Below are 17,098 nucleotides of genomic sequence, written 5' to 3' on the forward strand. Positions count from 1 at the left end.
TGGTTCCACTGTGTGTGAAGTTCGCACTGTCACTCGTCGGGTCGTGGTGTGAAAATTCCGCAAAGTTCTGCTTTCGTGACAGAATCGGCCCATGACGACGCTGCCGAGCCGGGAACTGCAGGATGAACTGCCCGACGATGAAGAGGTGGACTCCCTGACCATCGGCCGCCGCATCCGGCAGCTGCGCACCGAGCGCGGCATGACCCTCGACGAGCTGGCAGCCGCTGTGCAGCGGGCTCCGAGCCAGCTGTCCATGATCGAGAATGGGCGCCGCGAGCCCAAGCTGACGCTGCTGCGCACCATCGCGCGCGCCCTCGGCGCCACCCTGGACTCGCTCCTGGCCTCCGAGCCGCTGGACGAGCGCTCCACCCTTGAGATCGGACTCGAGCGGGCGATGCGCGGTCAGACCTTCCAGGCGCTCGGGATCGCCCCGTTCCGCGTGGGCAAGGCGGTTCCGAACGAGGCGCTCGCCGCCATGCTCGCGCTGCAGGGTGAGATCGAACGGCTGCGCGACGAGCGCGCCGCGACGCCGGAAGAGGCCCGGCGCGCGAACGTCGCTCTGCGCCGCCTCATGCGCACGCAGAACAACCACTTCCCCGAGCTGGAGGTGCAGGCGCGGGAGATCCTCGGTGCGGTCGGCCACCCCGGCGGTCCGCTGACGCAGCGGACGGCATCCGATATCGCCGCCCATCTCGGGTTCACCCTGCACTACGTGCCGGACCTGCCGCAGACCACCCGCAGCGTCGCGGACATCAAGAACGGCCGCCTCTATCTGTCCAGTCGGCTCGCGTCCAAGGGGGACCCGCGCACCGCGGTGCTGCAGGCGCTGTCCAGCCGCATCCTCGGCCACCGGGAGCCCACCAGCTACGCGGAGTTCCTGCGGCAGCGGGTGGAGACGAACTACCTGACGGGGGCGCTGCTGGTACCGGAAGCGCACGCGGTGCCGTTCCTGCAGGAGGCGAAGGGCCGCCGCGCGGTGTCGATCGAGGACCTGCGCGATGCGTACTCGGTCTCGTACGAGACGGCCGCGCACCGCTTCACGAATCTTGCGACCGTGCACCTGGGCATCCCGGTGCACTTCCTCAAGGTGCACGAGTCCGGGACGATCACCAAGGCGTACGAGAACGACGGCGTGAACTTCCCCACCGACCGCCTGGGCGCGATCGAGGGACAGCCGTGCTGCCGGCGGTGGACCAGCCGGGTCGTGTTCGACGTGGACGACCACTTCAATCCGTACTACCAGTACACCGACACCGGCAACGGCACCTACTGGTGCACCGCGCGCGTGGAGCTGTCCAGTGAGGGCGCGCATTCGGTCAGCGTCGGCGTCCGCTTCGATGACACGAAGTGGTTCATCGGCCGGGACACCACGAATCGGGGTGTGTCGAAGCACTCGGTGGAGGTCTGCTGCCGGCGGCCCCCCGCCGAGTTGGAGGCGGCGTGGCGCGAGCAGTCCTGGCCGAACGTCCGCACGCCCCGGACGCTGCTGGCGACGCTGCCGACCGGAGCCTTTCCGGGTGTGGACACCACGGACGTGTACGAATTCCTGGAGGCGCACGCGCCGCACTGAGTTCACGCGCGCGATCGGGCTGGTGCTGGCCTGTCGCGTTCTGCCGGCCCGGTCGGCGTGTTGTGACAGCCGAGCGGATGCCGCGGCATCCGCCTCAGCGAGCCAGCCGCGACTCCAAGCCCAGCCGGACCGCCGGCCACTCCGTCGGCAGGATCGAGAACACCACGGTGTCGCGGAGGGTGCCTTCCGGACCGATGCGGTGGTTGCGCAGGACACCGTCCTGCTTGGCCCCGAGGCGCGCGATGGCATCGCGGGACTGACGATTGTGCCAGTGCGTGCGCAGCTCCACCGCGATCGCGTCGCACTCCTCGAACGCGTGCCCCAGCAGCAGCAGCTTGGCGGCGGTGTTGGCGGCCGTCCGCTGGGCGCTGAGCGCCAGCCAGGTGGAGCCGATCTCCACGTGGCGGTGGGGCTGATCGATGTTCAGATAGCTGGTCATCCCCACCACCCGGCCGGTGTCCAGGCGGCGCACCGCCCACGGGTTGTGCGAGCCGTCGTCGCGCAGCGCACGGCGCTCACGGATCTCGGTCTCGATAGCCTCCGGGGTCGGCACGAACGTGTACCAGGCGTGCTCCAGGCCCGTCGCAGCCTCGATGAGATCCTCGGCGTGCTCGGGGGCGAGCGGCTCAAGGCGCACGAACGCGTTCTCGAGGATGATGGGCTCCCGAAGTAGCATGCCTCGAGCCTACGAGGCGTGCTCGTCGTGCATCGCCGCCTCGGCCGCCGCGGCCGCAGCGGCAGGGTCCGAGGTGTGCGAGGCGGCCCGGGCCGCGCTCAGCGCGCGACGTCCCGCGGGCAGCCACACCGCCGCACCGACCACCACGAAGGTCAGCACGCCCGAGGCGATCAGCAGCAGCTCGATCGGCACCACGTCGGCGAGGGGCCCGAACACCACCATGCCCAGCGGCATGGCCAGGGCCATGACGATCCCGAGGAAGCCGAAGACGCGTCCTTGGCGCTCGGGCTCGACGGTCTCCTGAAGCAGGGTGGTGGAGGGAGTGGAGAAGAACGGCACCGAGAGGCCGAGCAGGAACATGAAGCCGAAGAACAGCCACACGTTCGGCGAGAGTCCCATGCCGATCGACAGGACGCCGAACACCAGGGACGACACCACGATCATGCCGATCCGACTGCGCTTGGCGAACAGCGCCGCCACCACGATGCCGCCCAGCACCATGCCCACACTGAACGCGATCTCCAGAACGGCGAGGTTGACCACGTTCTGCTGCTCTCCGGCGTCGAACGAGCGCACCAGCATCAGCGGGGTGAGGTTGGACGGCGCCACGATGAGCACGAAGATGATCGCGAAGAGCACCAGCACCCACCGGACGAACGCGTGGTGGGCGACGTACCGGACGCCGTCCACGAGATCGGCGAAATAGCCCGTCTTCACATCGCCCGCCCTGCGGACCGCGGAGACGGGGACGAGGGCGAGCAGCCCGATCCCGATGGCTGCAGTGACGACGTCGATGAAGAAGATCGGCACCAGGGAACCCGCCGTCGCGCCAGTGGACGCCGATGACCACGCGTAGATGACGCCCGCAGCGGCCGGTGCGATCAGGGCCATCGCGGACTGGATGGATCCGTTGATCCCGTTCACGCGCATCAGGTGACGGGTGGGCGTGATCTGCGGGATCAGTGCCGAGACCGCGGGCATCTGGATGCCGGCGCCGGCCGATCGGATCGCCATGGTCAGGAAGATCAGCCACACCGCGTCGTACCCGGTCAGCATGATCAGGGCGAGCCCCAGGGTGGTCGCGGCGATCGACGCGTCCGCGACGATGATCAGGAGCTTGCGATTGTGGCGGTCGGCCCAGACCCCGCCGAAGACCGAGACGACGGCTTGCGGGAGGAAGCCGAACAGCGCCGCCAGCATCATGATCACGCCGGACTGGTACGTGATCGTGAGATACCAGAACACCGCATACTGCACCAGCATCGACCCGAGCAGGCTGATGGTCTGCCCGCTCAGGAACAGCAGGACCCGGCGAAGCCAGTGCGGCGGGTCGGCGGTGGTCACCGGGTGGCCGGGGGCAACCGTGTCCGTGGCGGCTCCTCGCGGGTGCGCGGTGGCCGGAGCGGCCGCCGGTGCCAGGTTCGCGGCATCCGTTGAGCGATCGTCGTCCGTGCGTTCGGTCACCGCTCTGTCATGTCCTCCGGTTCAGCCCACCTCGCCCAAGAGCGTCCGCGCTCCCTCACCGAGGGCCGCCAGGCGCGCACGCGCATCGTCGGCAGAGCCGCCGCGGACGTCGAGATAGACCTTGAGTTTAGGCTCGGTTCCGCTGGGCCGGATGATGACGCGCGACCCGTCCGTCGTCCACAGACGCAGCACATCCCCGCGGGGCAGGTCGTCCACGCCGTCCAAGAGGTCCTCGACACGCTCGATCCGGACCCGCCCGATCGATGACGGATGCCGCTCCCGCAGTGCTGCCATGATCCGTGCGATCGCGGACACGTCATCCACGCGGATGGCGACCTGGTCGCTGGCGAAGAACCCGAACGTCGCATCGAACTCCGCGAGGACCCGGGAGAGGCTCTCGCCGCGCCCGCGGGCCTCGGCGACCAGCCCGAGCATGGCGATCGCGGCCGAGATCCCGTCCTTGTCGCGGACGGTCTCGGGGTTCACCAGGTATCCCAGCGCCTCCTCGAACCCGAACACGATGCCCGGCGCCCGCGAGATCCACTTGAAGCCGGTGAGGGTGGTGTGGAAGTCGAGACCGTAGTGCTCCGCGACGGACTTCAGCCCGGGGGAGGACACCAGTGAGCAGGCGAGCGACGCCCCGGGCGGCGCGCCGGCCGCCCGCGCCAGTCGGGCTGCCCGCCACCCGAGCAGCAGGCCGATCTGGTTGCCGGTCAGTCGGCGCCAGCCGCCCTGGGCGTGGGGATCCGGGACGGCGACGGCGAGGCGATCCGCGTCCGGGTCGTTGGCGATGACGAGGTCGGCGTTGGACCGGCGCGCTGCGTCGAACGCGAGGTCCATGGCGCCCGGCTCCTCGGGGTTCGGGAACGCCACGGTGGGGAAGGTCCCGTCCGGATCGAGCTGGCGTGTCACCGGCACCGGCTCGGGGTATCCCGCCGCCGTCAGTACGCGCGAGAGCGTGTCCCATCCCACGCCGTGCATCGCGGTGTACACCCAGCTGAGCCCGGCAGCGCCGGCAGGCGCGGGGGCGACGGCGGCGGTGGCGGCGACATACGCGTCCACCACCGACTCGGCGGCCGTCTCGTACCCCAACGAGCGGGGCAGCGCGCCGACATCTCCGGCGTCTGCGATCCGCTGGATGTGCGCGGCGATCTCGATGTCGGCGGGCGAGACGATCTGCGCTCCGGCGTCCGCGCCGCCCAGGTAGACCTTGTAGCCGTTGTCGTTCGGCGGGTTGTGGCTGGCGGTGACCATGACCCCGGCATCCGCCCCGAGGTGACGCACCGCGAATGCGAGGACCGGCGTGGGCAGCATCCGCGGCAGGAGAATGGCGCGCAGCCCCGCACCGGCGAACAGCTCGGCGGAGTCCTGCGCGAACACGTCCGAGTTGCGGCGACCGTCGTAGCCGATCACGACGGACGGGCGGCGCCCGCCCGCGGCGCGCTCGAGGAGGAAAGCGGCCAGTCCGGCCGCTGCCTGGGCGACCAGCACGCGATTCATGCGGTTGCTGCCCGCGCCCAGTTCCCCCCGCAGCCCGGCGGTGCCGAAGGCCAGGCGCCCCGCGAAGCGGTCGGCGAGCTCCGCGGCGGCAGCGGCATCACCGCGGTCGGTCTGCTCGATCAGCCCCTCCAGTTCGGTGCGCGTCGTGCCATCGGGGTCCTGGGCGAGCCAGGCGCGCGCGGCATCCAGGACGGCCTTCCCGCCCGCGCTCACATCGCCCCGATGACGCGCGCCAGCAGCGACGAGATTGCGGGGCCCGCCAGCCGGCCGGCCTCCATGACCTCCTGGTGGCTGAGCGGCGTGGTCTGGATGCCGGCGGCCATGTTCGTGATGAGCGAGAAGCCCAGGACCTCCATGCCCGCCTGCCGGGCGGCGATGGCTTCCAATGCGGTGGACATTCCGACGATGTGGCCCCCGATCGCCTTGGCCATCCTCACCTCGGCGGGCGTCTCGTACTGCGGCCCGGTGAACTGGCAGTACACGCCCTCGTCCAGGGAGGGGTCGATCGTGTGCGCGAGATCACGCAGACGCATCGAGTACAGGTCGGTCAGGTCGATGAACGTTGCGCCCTCGAGCGGGGTCGCGCCGGTGAGGTTGATGTGGTCGCTGATCAGCACCGGCGTGCCGGGTTTCCAGGTGTGGCGGATGCCGCCGGCGCCGTTGGTGAGCACCATGGTGCGCGCCCCGGTGCCGGCCGCGGTGCGGACGCTGTGGACGACACGACGCGGGTTGCGACCCTCGTAGAAATGCGTGCGGGCTCCGATGATCAGCACGTGCCGTCCGCGCGGGGTCAGCACACTGCGCAGCGTCCCGACGTGACCTTCCAGCGCGGGGCTGCTGAAGCCGACGACCTCAGTGCACGCAAGCGTGGCGACCGTCTCACCGATCAGTTCGGCAGCCTGCCCCCATCCGCTGCCCAGGGTGAGGGCGATGTCGTGCCGCGGAACGCCGGTGAGGCGCGCGATCTGGTCCGCCGCCTCCGCCGCGATCTCGAACGGGTCCGCTGAGGGGTCATCCAGCGGGTTTGCGAAGGTCTGAGGCATGCACCCCACTCTAGGAAGGCCCGGGCCCGGGAGCCAGACCGCGCGACCGTGAGCTACCCAGCTGATGGCCAGCCCGGCGTTGCATGAGCGCGCCTCCGGCCTGGGAAGATGAGTACATGTCTTTGAGCTTCGAGCGCACCCAGAGTGTCGCGATCATCGGTGGCGGCCCCGGCGGATACGAGGCGGCGCTGGGAGCCGCCCAGCTCGGTGCGGAAGTGACCGTGATCGAGCGCGCCGGGATCGGCGGCTCGGCCGTGATCACCGACGTCGTGCCGTCCAAGACCCTGATCGCGACCGCGGACGCGGCGGTGGCCATCTCGCAGGCCGGCGACCTGGGCGTGCAGCTGTTCGCCCGCGGCGGCGAGGGCAGGCCGCTCAAGCCGGAGATCGCCATCAACCTCGTCGCGGTCAACAAGCGACTGCTCTCGCTCGCGCGCCAGCAGTCCGACGACATGCGGGCGTCCCTGGTCGAGGCCGGGGTCCGCCTGATCTCGGGGTTCGGCCGCCTCGACAGCGACAACGCCGTCGTGGTCTCGACCGGGCCGAACGGCACCGACTTCGACCGGGTCGAAGCGGACACGCTGATCGTCTCGGTCGGTGCGTCCCCGCGCGAGCTGCCGAGTGCGAAACCGGACGGCCAGCGCATCCTGACGTGGACGCAGCTGTATGACATGACCTCCCTGCCCGAGCACCTCATCGTCGTCGGCTCCGGCGTCACCGGCGCCGAGTTCGCGTCGGCATACATGAACCTCGGCTCGAAGGTCACGCTGATCTCCAGCCGCGACCAGGTCCTCCCGGGGGAGGACCGGGATGCCGCGATGGTGCTCGAGAAGGTCTTCAAGCGCGGCGGCATGACGGTGCTGTCCAAGTCCCGGGCCGACAACGTCGTCCGGGACGGCGACGGCGTTCTGGTCACCCTCTCGGATGGGCGCACGGTCGAGGGCAGTCACTGCCTGATGGCCGTCGGGTCGATCCCGAACACGGCCGGTATCGGTCTGGAGGCCGCCGGGGTGCAGATGACCGAGTCCGGCCACATCCAGGTCAATCGGGTCGCGCGAACCTCGGTGCCGAACATCTACGCGGCCGGAGACTGCACCACCTTCGTGCCGCTGGCCTCGGTGGCCTCGATGCAGGGCCGCACCGCCGTCTTCCACGCCCTCGGCGATGTCGTCATCCCGCTCGAGCGTCGCCGGATCACGTCGAACATCTTCACCGCGCCGGAGATCGCGACGATCGGCTGGTCGGAGCAGGACATCATCGACGGACTCATCGACGGCGTCGTGCACAAGCTGCCGCTGGCGGCCAACCCGCGGGCGAAGATGATGGGCACCAAGGACGGCTTCGTCAAGCTCATCGCACGGCAGGGCAGCGGCACCGTCATCGGCGGCGTGATCGTCGGTCCGCGCGCATCGGACCTCATCTACCCGATCGCGATCGCCGTGGACCGCCGGCTCACCGTCGACCAGCTCTCCCGTGTGTTCGCGGCGTATCCGTCGCTGAGCGGCAGCATCACGGACGCCGCGCGCGCGATGCACATCGTCGATCGCGCGAACGACGACGGCTGAGGCCCCGCGAGCGGGGCTGGACGGCGCGACTCCTAGGAGATCGTCAGCAGCTGATGCCCGGCGGAGACGGTCGTGCCGGCGGTGGCGTTGATCGCGCCGACGACGCCGTCCTTGTGCGCCTGGATCGGCTGTTCCATCTTCATCGCCTCGAGCACGACGACCAGATCGCCCTGGACGACCGACTGCCCGTCCTGGACGGCGACCTTCACGATCGTCGATTGCATCGGGGCCTTGACGGCATCGCCGGACGCGCCGGCAACGACGGTCGGCGCGTGCGAGCGCCGCGACGGCGGTACAGCGGCGGGTCGGCCGACCGCCCCGGGAGCGGTGACGATCCGATCCGGAAGGCTGACCTCGAGGCGCTTGCCGCTGACCTCGACCACGACCGTGTGCCGCGCCTCGGCGGGCTTGGGCGCGGCCTCGAGCTCGCCGTCCCACGGCGGGATGTCGTTGACGAACTCCGTTTCGATCCAGCGGGTGAAGACGCCGAAGACGCCGTCCTCGGCCGTGAAGGCGGGGTCGCGCACGACCTTGCGGTGGAACGGCAGCACGGTGGGCAGACCGGTGACCTCGAACTCGTCCAGCGCGCGGCGTGCGCGTTCCAGCGCCTCGGCGCGGTCGCGGCCGGTGACGATGATCTTGCCGAGCAGCGAGTCGAAGGCGCCGCCGACCGAATCGCCCGCGGTGACGCCGGAATCCAGACGGATGCCGGGACCGCCGAACGTCTTGAAAATGTGGATGGGGCCGGGCTGGGGGAGGAACCCGCGACCCGGGTCTTCGCCGTTGACCCGGAACTCGATCGAGTGACCGACCGGCACCGGGTCGCCGTAATCCAGCGTGCCGCCCTCGGCGATGCGGAACTGCTCGCGCACGAGATCGATGCCGGTGACCTCTTCCGAGACCGGATGCTCGACTTGGAGGCGGGTGTTGACCTCCAGGAAGGAGATCGTGCCGTCCGCGCCGATCAGGAATTCGCACGTCCCGGCCCCGACGTACCCGACTTCGCGCAGGATCGCCTTCGAGGAGTCGTAGAGGATCGCGTTCTGCTCGTCGGTGAGGAACGGGGCGGGGGCCTCTTCGACGAGCTTCTGATGCCGCCGCTGCAGCGAGCAGTCGCGGGTGGAGATCACCACGACGTTGCCGGCGGCATCCGCCAGGCATTGCGTCTCGACGTGCCGGGGCTTGTCGAGGTATTTCTCCACGAAGCATTCGCCGCGACCGAAGGCGCTGATCGCCTCACGGGTCGCGGACTCGAACATCTCGGCGATCTCGTCGTATTCGCGCGCCACCTTGAGCCCGCGACCGCCGCCGCCGTACGCGGCCTTGATCGCGATGGGGAGCCCGAACTCCTCGGCGAACGCGATCACCTCGGCGGCTCCGCCGACCGGCCCGGGGGTGCCCGGTACCAGTGGGGCGCCGACCCTTTCGGCCACGTGCCGTGCGGTGACCTTGTCACCGAGCGCTTCGATGGCCTCGGGGGTCGGGCCGATCCACACCAGCCCCGCTCCGATCACGGCGCGCGCGAAGGCGGCGTTCTCGGCGAGGAATCCGTAGCCCGGGTGGACGGCGTCGGCACCGGACCGTCGCGCGATGGAGAGGATCTTCTCGATCGACAGGTAGGTCTCGGCGCTGGTCGAGCCCTGCAGGGCGTACGACTCGTCCGCGAGCCGCGCGTGCAGCGCGTCCCGGTCCTGGTCGGCGTAGACCGCGACGGATGATTTTCCGGCATCTCGCGCCGCGCGGATGACGCGGACTGCGATCTCGCCGCGGTTGGCAACGAGAACCTTGGCGATCTGAGGCATGGAGGCCAGCCTACCGAGGCACCCAGGCCTGCTTTTGAGCGCTTCGCACAAGAAAGCGGCGGAAACGTGTGGGGGAGTCTACGAGCCCGTCCGAGAGGTTATGTGCGGTTCCTCGCAATCAGGCGCGGTTCCACAGATCCGGCCAGGCGACCCCGAGCGTTCCGGCGAGGCGCCGCACCGTGGACAGGGACATGCCGACCACGGTCGACGGGTCCCCGACCACCCGGTCGATGAACGGGCCGCCGAGGCTGTCGATCGTGAACGCCCCCGCGACATGCAGGGGCTCACCCGAGGCGACGTACGCGGCGATCTCGGCGTCGGTCACATCGGCGGCGAAGGTGACGGATGCTTCGGCCACCGCCTCCGCCTCTCGCAGCTCCGCGCCGGGATGCACCCGGATGACACTGTGCCCGGAGTGCAGCACGCCGGTCCGTCCTCGCATCGCACGCCACCGTCGTGTGGCCACGTCGGCCGTATACGGCTTGCCGAGGATTTCGCCGTCGATCTCGAACATCGAGTCGCCGCCGATCACGATCCCGTCGAAGTCGGCCTGCTCGGCGCGGACGCGCGACGCGACATCCGCCGCCTTCCGTCGTGCCAGGACCAGCACGTGCTCGTCGGCCGGCAGCAGCCGACCCTCGGCGGCCTGGACCTCCGCGATGACGGCATCCTCGTCCACGTCCGGCGCCATCGTGCGCGGCTCGATCCCGGCCTGTCTCAGCAGCATCAGGCGGGCGGGCGACGTCGAGGCGAGGAAGACCTGCATGCGTTCACGGTAGCCGCGTCGCGCGTCTGCTGTGGAATGCTCGAGACGTGGATGCCGGAGACGAACTCGACCTCGATGTGACCAGTGTCGCCCACGGCGGGGTGTTCGTCGGGCGGTACGGAGACGATTCGACCGCGGCGGACCGCGGCGCCGAGGAGACCCGCGGCGCGGCGCGCGGCGGACGCGTGATCTTCGTTCCCGACGCGATCCCGGGGGAGCGCGTGCGCGTGCGCCTGACCGACGTCGGGAAGAAGTCGTTCTGGCGCGGCGACGTGATCGATGTGCTGGAGCCCTCGCCCCACCGGCAGCCGCATGTCTGGCGCCAGGCCGATGTCACGGTGCCGCCGCACCTGCGCCCCGGGGGCGCGGACTTCGGGCACATCGAGCTGGCCCACCAGCGAGCGCTCAAGCGGGAGGTGCTGACCGACGCCCTGCAGCGCTTCGGCGGCGTGGAGTGGGACGTGGACGTGGCGGGCCCCGTCGGGGTGACCGACGCGGAGGGGCGGATCGTCGAGGCCGAAACGGCGGACGGCACGCGGTGGCGCACGCGAGTGAGTCTTCACGTCGACGCCGACGGCCACGTCGGCCCCTACGCCGCGCGCAGCCACACGGTCGTGCCCGTCGAGGACTTCCCGCTCGCGACCGCGGCCGTCGAGCGCGCCGCGCTGCAGCAAACGCACGGTCGACCCGGCCGCATCGATCTGGTCCAGCCTGCCGACGGGCGCGTCCGGGTGCTGCCGCGTCCCGACTCGGCCCGCCACGCCCCTGGCCAGGCGCGTGAGGTCGTCACCGAGCGGGTCGGCACGCGGGAGTTCCGGGTCGACGCCGGCGGCTTCTGGCAGGTGCACCGGCTGGCCGCGGCAACGCTGGATTCCGCCGTGCGATCCGCGGTTCGCGCGGCCGGTCCGCGTGGCGCGGAGGATGCCGTCCTGGACGCCGAGGCCTGGCACCTTGACCTTTACGGCGGCGTGGGACTCTTCGCCGCCGCACTCGCCGAGCTCGGCGGAGGCCGGGTCACGTCTGTGGAATCCGACCCGCGCGCCACCGAGCACGCCGGCGAGAACCTCGCCGAATGGGTCGGCGCACGTGCCGAGACGGCGCGAGTGGACCGGTTCCTCGCGCGGCTGGGGGCCGAAGCCTCCGACCGGGACCGCGACCGGCTCAGCCACGGCGTCACCGTCCTGGATCCCCCCCGCTCCGGTGCCGGACGCGGGATCGTCGAACGGATCGCCGCGCTGCGGCCCGCAGCGGTCGTGTACGTGGCATGCGACCCGGTCGCCCTGGCCCGCGACGTGGCGACGTTCCGCGCCGAGGGCTACTCGCTGAGTCGGATCGCGGCGTACGACATCTTCCCCAACTCGCACCACGTCGAGGCGGTCGCGACCTTCGTACGGTGAGGATCAGGGGAGCCCGCCACTAGGCTGGACGGCATGACGCGAGTGGCCCTGATCGACGACCACGAGTCCGTGCGACTCGGGCTCGAGGCCGCCTGCGCACGAGCGCACAAAGAAGTCGTGTTCTCGGGCAGCAACGTCAACGAATACCTGAGCTGGCGCGCGTTCAGCCGTGCGCAGCCGGCCGATGTCGTCGTCCTGGACCTGACGCTCGGTGACGGCACCACCGTCACGGAGAACGTCCGCCGACTCGTCTCGGACGGGTCGAGCGTGATCATCCACAGCGTCGCCGATCGGCCGGCGGCGGTGCGCGAGGCGCTCGCCGCAGGCGCGGCCGGCGTCGTCAGCAAGGGCTCCCCGATCGACGACGTGATGGCCGCGATCCGGACGGTCGCCCAGGGCGAACCGCTCAACAACGTCGAGTGGGCCAGCGCGGTGGAAGGCGACCGCGCATTCGCCGATGCGCAGCTGTCTGCGCGTGAGCGCGACGTGCTGCGCCTGTACGCGGCCGGATTGCCGTTGAAGGTGGTCGCGGACCGTCTCGGTGTGGCGTATTCCACGGCCAAGGAGAACATCACGCGCGTTCGCGTGAAATACGTCGAGGTCGGCAGGCCGGCCCCGACCAAGGTCGACCTGCTGCGCCGCGCGATGGAGGACGGAATCCTTGCCGAACCGACTGACCGCGAAGGCGCCGGTGGTGTCGGAGCCTGAAAGCGCCCGCGCCGTCCTCGCCGACGCGTGGGGACACATTCCGCAGACACGTGAGACTACGGCCGGCCTCGGCTCGTTCACGCGGCTGCGGATCGAGCGCATCATCTCGATCGTCGTCGGTCTGGGCAGTCTCGTCCTGGGCACGCAGGCGTTCCTGGCTGCACTGGGACCCTCGTTCCAGGAGAAGCCGGAATGGCATCTGCCGCTCGTGCTGATGACCTTCGTGCCGCTCGCCGGCATGATCGTGGCCTGTCTGATCGGCCGCGGGGTCCGCATAGCGGCCGGCATCTACGCCGTCATCTATCCCGTCGCCCTTCTGCTCTGGCCGCTGGCGACCACGGGTGGAGCAGCCGATCACGTGGCGCAGCCGTGGATCTGGTATCTCGTCAACGTCGCAACAGTGGCCAGCGTGCTCGCTTTCGCGCTGCCTCTGCAGATCGTGTGGACCGTCGGCCTGCCGATCCTCTTCGGAATCGTGAGATTGATCCAGGGCGACTTCGCGCAGCTGTACTGGTTCTCGGTCGCCCTCGATGTGTCGTTCGCGCTGATCCTGGGTGCGATGCTGCTCACCCTCGGGTGGGTCTTCCGCTCCGTTGCTGCGAACGTGGACGAGACCCGGGCACGCGCCGTCCAGTCGTATGCGCAGGCCGCGGCGGCGGATGCCGCAGAGCAGGAGCGCGTCGCGGTGGCCGCGCTCATGCACGACAGCGTGCTGGCGGCGTTGATCGCCGCGGAGCGTGCGCACACGCCGCGACAAAAGACTCTGGCGGTGGCGATGGCGCGGGAGGCGCTCACCCGTCTGGCGAACACCGAGCAGGACTCCGAGGAGGGCAGCGACGAGCCACGGGATGCCGCGAGCATCGCTGATGACATCGAACGCGCCGCTCTGGAACTGGGTGTCTCGGTGCGGGCGGAACGGCTGATCACCGAACATGCTCCTGCCATGCCCGGTCGGGCTGCTCGTGCTCTCGTCCTGGCCGCCACCCAGGCGGTCGCGAACGCCGCCCAGCACGCCGCCGGCTCCGGACTGGCGGTCAGTGTGGAGGGTGATGACGACCCCTCACGGGTGGTCATCACGGTGCGGGACACCGGCGCGGGATTCGATCTGGAGCGCGTGCCCCACGATCGTCTCGGCATCCGTGCCTCGATCTTCGCGCGGGTCGCCGCGGTCGGCGGCACCAGCACGATCGACTCCGACGCGAACGGCACCACCGTGCGCCTGGAATGGCGTGAGGCGTCTTCATGATCAGCGTGCGGCGCATCATCGTGGTGATCGGGATGGCCTTCACCGCCTACCTCGCGGCGCGGGGCCTGTGGTGGACGGAGCCGGTGCCGCAGCCGCTGCTCCTGTTCGCCGCCCTCAGCCTGTATCTGGTGACGACATGGCTGTGCATCCTGTGGGAGCCGCGGCGGGTCAGCGAGGTGGGACTGGGCGGCGTGGTGACCGAGGGCCCCCCGGCGCCCGGTGCACGGACACGACTGCCCACCTGGTCGGCTGCCCTCGCTCTGGCCTGCGCCGTCCTCGTGCCCACAGCCATCGCCGTGGCGGTCGGGCCGGAGTCCCGGACCGAACCGTTCGCCACCTGGTATCTCGGCGGCATCGGGGCGCTGATGACGATCGTCATGGTGCGTCGTCGCGCGTGGGTCGCGTGGACGGGCATCGCCGCCCTCGCCCTCGCGTCGATGATCTGGATGGGACCGCTCAACGCGCTCGCGCTGGGCCTGGTCGGCTCGATCGTCTGGGTCGCGGCCACGCAGCTGATGCTGCGGTCGATGGATCGTGCCGCGCGCGACACCGCACAGCTGGCACAGCTGCAGCGCGCGGCGTCGGCGTGGCAGGCATCGCAGACCGGCAGGCAGCGGGAGCGGAGGCTGCAGGTGCAGCGCGCGCTCACCGTGGCCGGACCGATTCTGACCCGCACGGTGGCTTCGGGAGGCGCACTCACCGAGACGGAGCGCACCGAGGCGCGCCTGGCCGAGGGGCGTCTGCGCGATGAGATCCGCGGACCCCGATTGCTGGATGACGCGGTGCATGCCGAACTGGAGCGCGCCCGGCGGCGCGGGACCAACGTCACCGTGCTGGACGAGGGCGGCCTGGAAGGGTTGGACGAAGCGTCGCTGGCGATCATCCGCGCTCAGCTGGCCGAGACGCTGCGCACCGCCCGTTCGGATCGGCTCTACATCCGCACGTCGCCGCACGAGCGTGTCGCGGTGACCGTGGTCGGCCGTTCCGCCGCAGGCGAGGGCATGTCCGACGAGGACGCCGTGGACCTGTGGCGGGAGATCGATCACCCGACCGTGGCCTGAAGCCGACGCCTGCGGCGGCCCCTGGCCTGAGCGCCCGCCTGAACGGGACCGTGGCCTGAGGCGCCGCCTGAACGGGACCGTGGCCCGAGGCCCCGCCTAAACGGGACCGTGGCCTGAGGCGCCGCCTGACCGGGACCGTGGCCCGAGGCGGGAGCCCGAGGGTTCCCGCTCCCCGTCCCGGCGGGGGAGGGGAGCCGGGGCGGGGAGCGAAGAAGGAAGGGGTGGGGGGTGGCGAAGCCGCCAACCCCCCACCGGGCGGACAGTTACCCGAAAACCGTCCGCATGGCCGACCCTGGAGCTCCCACATAGGTGGAAAGCGGGTCGACCGAACGCGAGATGCGTTCCAGCTCCTCCAGTATCGGCTGGTGCCCGCGCCGGCGTCTGTAGGTATTTCGGGGGACAGTGCGTTCCGGGCGACGCCCGCAGGCGGGATGGGCCTAGTGCCCGCTCCAGCGAGCCCAGCCGAGATCGCGGTGCAACGGCGCACGCAGTGAGCGCTGCGAGAGCGACCACGCCGTTCTGCCCGGGATCTCCTGGACCGTCGCGCCGGCCGACTCCTCGCGGTACGCCTCGGTGACGACGGCGATCAGGCCGGCCAGCTCATCGCCGGTCGGCGTGCCTCGCAGCACGTCCACGCGCATGCGGTCGGCGGACTCCGAGGGATCGACGGTGCCGGTCACAGCGGGATGTTCCCGTGCTTCTTGGGTGGCAGGCTGGCGCGCTTGCCGCGCAGCGATCGCAATGCCTTGGCGATGGCGACGCGGGTCTGTGCCGGCTCGATGATCCCGTCCAGCTCGCCGCGCTCGGCGGCCAGGAACGGGGATGCCACGTTGTACGTGTACTCGTTCGCGAGCCGGGTGCGCACCGCAGCGACATCTTCACCGGCCGCCTCCGCCCGCTTGATCTCGCCGCGGTAGAGGATGTTCACCGCGCCCTGTCCGCCCATGACGGCGATCTCGGCGGTCGGCCAGGCGAGGTTGACGTCGGCGCCGAGCTGCTTGGAGCCCATGACGATGTACGCGCCCCCGTAGGCCTTGCGCAGGATGACCGTCACCAGCGGCACGGTTGCCTCGGCGTACGCGTAGAGGAGCTTGGCGCCGCGCCGGATGACACCGGTCCACTCCTGGTCGGTGCCGGGCAGGTAGCCGGGCACGTCGACCAGGGTCAGGATCGGCACCGAGAACGCGTCGCAGAAGCGCACGAAGCGGCTGGCCTTCTCGCCGGCCTCGATGTTCAGCGTGCCGGCCATCTGCGAGGGCTGATTCGCGATGATCCCGACCGTGCGGCCTTCGACCCGCCCGAAGCCGATCACGATGTTCGGCGCGAACAGCGGCTGCACCTCCAGGAAATCGCCCCCGTCGACGACGTGCGCGATGACCTGGTGGATGTCGTAGGGCTGATTCGCCGAGTCGGGGATGACCGTGTTCAGAAAGCGATCGGCATCCGTGGTCTCGAACTCGAACTCGCTCTCGTAGACGGGCAGCTCGGACATGTTGTTGTCCGGCAGGAAGCCGAGCAGCGTGCGCGCGTAGTCGATCGCGTCGTCCTCGTCCTCGGCCAGGTAGTGCGCCACACCGGACCGCGTGTTGTGCGTGTACGCGCCGCCCAGCTCCTCCATGCCCACGTCCTCGCCGGTCACGGTCTTGATGACGTCGGGGCCGGTGACGAACATCTGGCTGGTCTTGTCGACCATGATCACGAAGTCGGTCAGCGCCGGGGAGTACACCGCGCCGCCGGCGGCGGGACCCATGATCAGGGAGATCTGCGGGATCACACCCGAGGCCCGCGTGTTCAGACGGAAGATCTCGCCGTATTTGCCGAGCGCCACGACGCCCTCCTGGATGCGCGCCCCGCCCGAGTCCAGGATGCCGATGCACGGCATCCCGCCGCGCAGCGCGTACTCCATGATCTTGACGATCTTCTCTCCGGCCACCTCGCCCAGCGACCCGCCGAAGGTGGAGAAGTCCTGTGCGTACACCGCGACGGTGCGGCCATGGATCGTGCCGACACCGGTGACGACCGAGTCGCCGTACGGCCGGGACTTCTCCATGCCGAAGGCGATGGTGCGGTGCCGCACGTACTCGTCGAACTCGACGAAGCTGCCGGTGTCCACGAGCATCTCGATCCGCTGCCGCGCGGTGAGCTTGCCCTTCGCGTGCTGCTTGTCCTGCGCGGTCCGCTCCGCATCGACGACGGCCTCCTGGAACCTCGCGCGGAGGTCCGCGATCTTGCCGGCGGTCGTGAAAAGGTCGGGCTGATCGGTCACGGGTTCAACCCTATCGGCGGGTTTCGCGGGAGGG

General features: G+C 70.2%; 14 protein-coding genes. 6 read left to right on the top strand and 8 right to left on the bottom strand.

All coding sequences use genetic code 11. The features are described from left to right. Positions 1-91 precede the first annotated feature (91 nt). Positions 92-1,570: a helix-turn-helix transcriptional regulator gene (locus QNO12_RS03435; protein ID WP_257502963.1), complete on the top strand. Its 1,479-nt coding sequence runs from the start codon at positions 92-94 to the stop codon at positions 1,568-1,570. 94 nt (positions 1,571-1,664) lie between these two features. Here the strand turns inward: QNO12_RS03435 and QNO12_RS03440 are convergent, their stop codons facing one another. From QNO12_RS03440 to QNO12_RS03455, 4 genes are read right to left on the bottom strand one after another with little or no spacing between them, the layout of a single operon-like run. Then, on the bottom strand, positions 1,665-2,246 hold the full coding sequence (locus QNO12_RS03440; protein WP_257502962.1) for a GNAT family N-acetyltransferase: 582 nt from the start codon (positions 2,244-2,246) through the stop codon (positions 1,665-1,667). Positions 2,247-2,255: 9 nt separating this feature from the next. Continuing rightward, a complete protein-coding gene (locus tag QNO12_RS03445) occupies positions 2,256-3,710 on the bottom strand; it encodes an MFS transporter (protein ID WP_257502961.1) in 1,455 nt (484 codons plus the stop codon). 21 nt (positions 3,711-3,731) lie between these two features. Then, positions 3,732-5,423 carry a phospho-sugar mutase gene (locus QNO12_RS03450; protein ID WP_257502960.1) on the bottom strand — a complete coding sequence of 564 codons (1,692 nt, stop codon included), beginning with the start codon at positions 5,421-5,423 and terminating at the stop codon, positions 3,732-3,734. Then, on the bottom strand, positions 5,420-6,253 hold the full coding sequence (locus QNO12_RS03455) for a purine-nucleoside phosphorylase (RefSeq protein WP_257502959.1): 834 nt from the start codon (positions 6,251-6,253) through the stop codon (positions 5,420-5,422). The genes QNO12_RS03450 and QNO12_RS03455 overlap by 4 nt, the downstream gene beginning before the upstream one ends. A gap of 116 nt (positions 6,254-6,369) precedes the next feature. On the opposite strand from QNO12_RS03455, the gene QNO12_RS03460 reads away from it, so the two are divergent. Next, positions 6,370-7,818, top strand: coding sequence for an NAD(P)H-quinone dehydrogenase (locus QNO12_RS03460; protein WP_257502958.1), 1,449 nt, complete (start codon positions 6,370-6,372; stop codon positions 7,816-7,818). A 32-nt stretch (positions 7,819-7,850) separates the two neighbouring features. Here QNO12_RS03460 and QNO12_RS03465 read toward each other — a convergent pair whose 3' ends face one another. Together QNO12_RS03465 and QNO12_RS03470 are read right to left on the bottom strand one after the other, a co-directional pair. Beyond that, positions 7,851-9,620 (bottom strand): ATP-binding protein, encoded by a 1,770-nt coding sequence (locus QNO12_RS03465; RefSeq protein ID WP_257502957.1) that lies wholly within the window; start codon positions 9,618-9,620, stop codon positions 7,851-7,853. 118 nt (positions 9,621-9,738) lie between these two features. Then, a complete protein-coding gene (locus tag QNO12_RS03470; RefSeq protein ID WP_257502956.1) occupies positions 9,739-10,386 on the bottom strand; it encodes a Maf family protein in 648 nt (215 codons plus the stop codon). A 47-nt stretch (positions 10,387-10,433) separates the two neighbouring features. Here QNO12_RS03470 and QNO12_RS03475 point away from each other — a divergent pair, with 47 nt between their 5' ends. The 4 genes from QNO12_RS03475 to QNO12_RS03490 are packed head-to-tail and all read left to right on the top strand — an operon-like array spanning position 10,434 to position 14,798. Further along, positions 10,434-11,783 (top strand): class I SAM-dependent RNA methyltransferase, encoded by a 1,350-nt coding sequence (locus QNO12_RS03475; RefSeq protein WP_257502955.1) that lies wholly within the window; start codon positions 10,434-10,436, stop codon positions 11,781-11,783. Between the two features lie 33 nt (positions 11,784-11,816). Next, on the top strand, positions 11,817-12,491 hold the full coding sequence (locus QNO12_RS03480) for a response regulator transcription factor (protein WP_257502954.1): 675 nt from the start codon (positions 11,817-11,819) through the stop codon (positions 12,489-12,491). Continuing rightward, a complete protein-coding gene (locus tag QNO12_RS03485; protein ID WP_257502953.1) occupies positions 12,478-13,737 on the top strand; it encodes an ATP-binding protein in 1,260 nt (419 codons plus the stop codon). Before QNO12_RS03480 ends, QNO12_RS03485 begins: the two co-directional genes overlap by 14 nt. Beyond that, positions 13,734-14,798 (top strand): DUF8320 family protein, encoded by a 1,065-nt coding sequence (locus tag QNO12_RS03490; protein ID WP_257502952.1) that lies wholly within the window; start codon positions 13,734-13,736, stop codon positions 14,796-14,798. The genes QNO12_RS03485 and QNO12_RS03490 overlap by 4 nt, the downstream gene beginning before the upstream one ends. A gap of 437 nt (positions 14,799-15,235) precedes the next feature. Here QNO12_RS03490 and QNO12_RS03495 read toward each other — a convergent pair whose 3' ends face one another. Together QNO12_RS03495 and QNO12_RS03500 are read right to left on the bottom strand one after the other, a co-directional pair. Next, positions 15,236-15,478 (bottom strand): acyl-CoA carboxylase subunit epsilon, encoded by a 243-nt coding sequence (locus QNO12_RS03495; protein WP_257502951.1) that lies wholly within the window; start codon positions 15,476-15,478, stop codon positions 15,236-15,238. Then, positions 15,475-17,064, bottom strand: coding sequence for an acyl-CoA carboxylase subunit beta (locus tag QNO12_RS03500; protein ID WP_257502950.1), 1,590 nt, complete (start codon positions 17,062-17,064; stop codon positions 15,475-15,477). The genes QNO12_RS03495 and QNO12_RS03500 overlap by 4 nt, the downstream gene beginning before the upstream one ends. Between the last annotated feature and the right edge of the window lie 34 nt (positions 17,065-17,098).

The sequence above is a fragment of the Microbacterium sp. zg-B185 genome (assembly GCF_030246885.1).
GTDB lineage: Bacteria > Actinomycetota > Actinomycetes > Actinomycetales > Microbacteriaceae > Microbacterium.

Excerpts from the sequence above, each read along its gene's own strand:
- QNO12_RS03455 (WP_257502959.1), bottom strand. The coding sequence starts at position 6,253 with ATGCCTCAGACCTTCGCAAACCCGCTGGATGACCCCTCAGCGGACCCG.
- QNO12_RS03460 (WP_257502958.1), top strand. The coding sequence starts at position 6,370 with ATGTCTTTGAGCTTCGAGCGCACCCAGAGTGTCGCGATCATCGGTGGC.
- QNO12_RS03480 (WP_257502954.1), top strand. The coding sequence starts at position 11,817 with ATGACGCGAGTGGCCCTGATCGACGACCACGAGTCCGTGCGACTCGGG.
- QNO12_RS03470 (WP_257502956.1), bottom strand. The coding sequence starts at position 10,386 with ATGCAGGTCTTCCTCGCCTCGACGTCGCCCGCCCGCCTGATGCTGCTG.
- QNO12_RS03440 (WP_257502962.1), bottom strand. The coding sequence starts at position 2,246 with ATGCTACTTCGGGAGCCCATCATCCTCGAGAACGCGTTCGTGCGCCTT.
- QNO12_RS03465 (WP_257502957.1), bottom strand. The coding sequence starts at position 9,620 with ATGCCTCAGATCGCCAAGGTTCTCGTTGCCAACCGCGGCGAGATCGCA.
- QNO12_RS03490 (WP_257502952.1), top strand. The coding sequence starts at position 13,734 with ATGATCAGCGTGCGGCGCATCATCGTGGTGATCGGGATGGCCTTCACC.
- QNO12_RS03435 (WP_257502963.1), top strand. The coding sequence starts at position 92 with ATGACGACGCTGCCGAGCCGGGAACTGCAGGATGAACTGCCCGACGAT.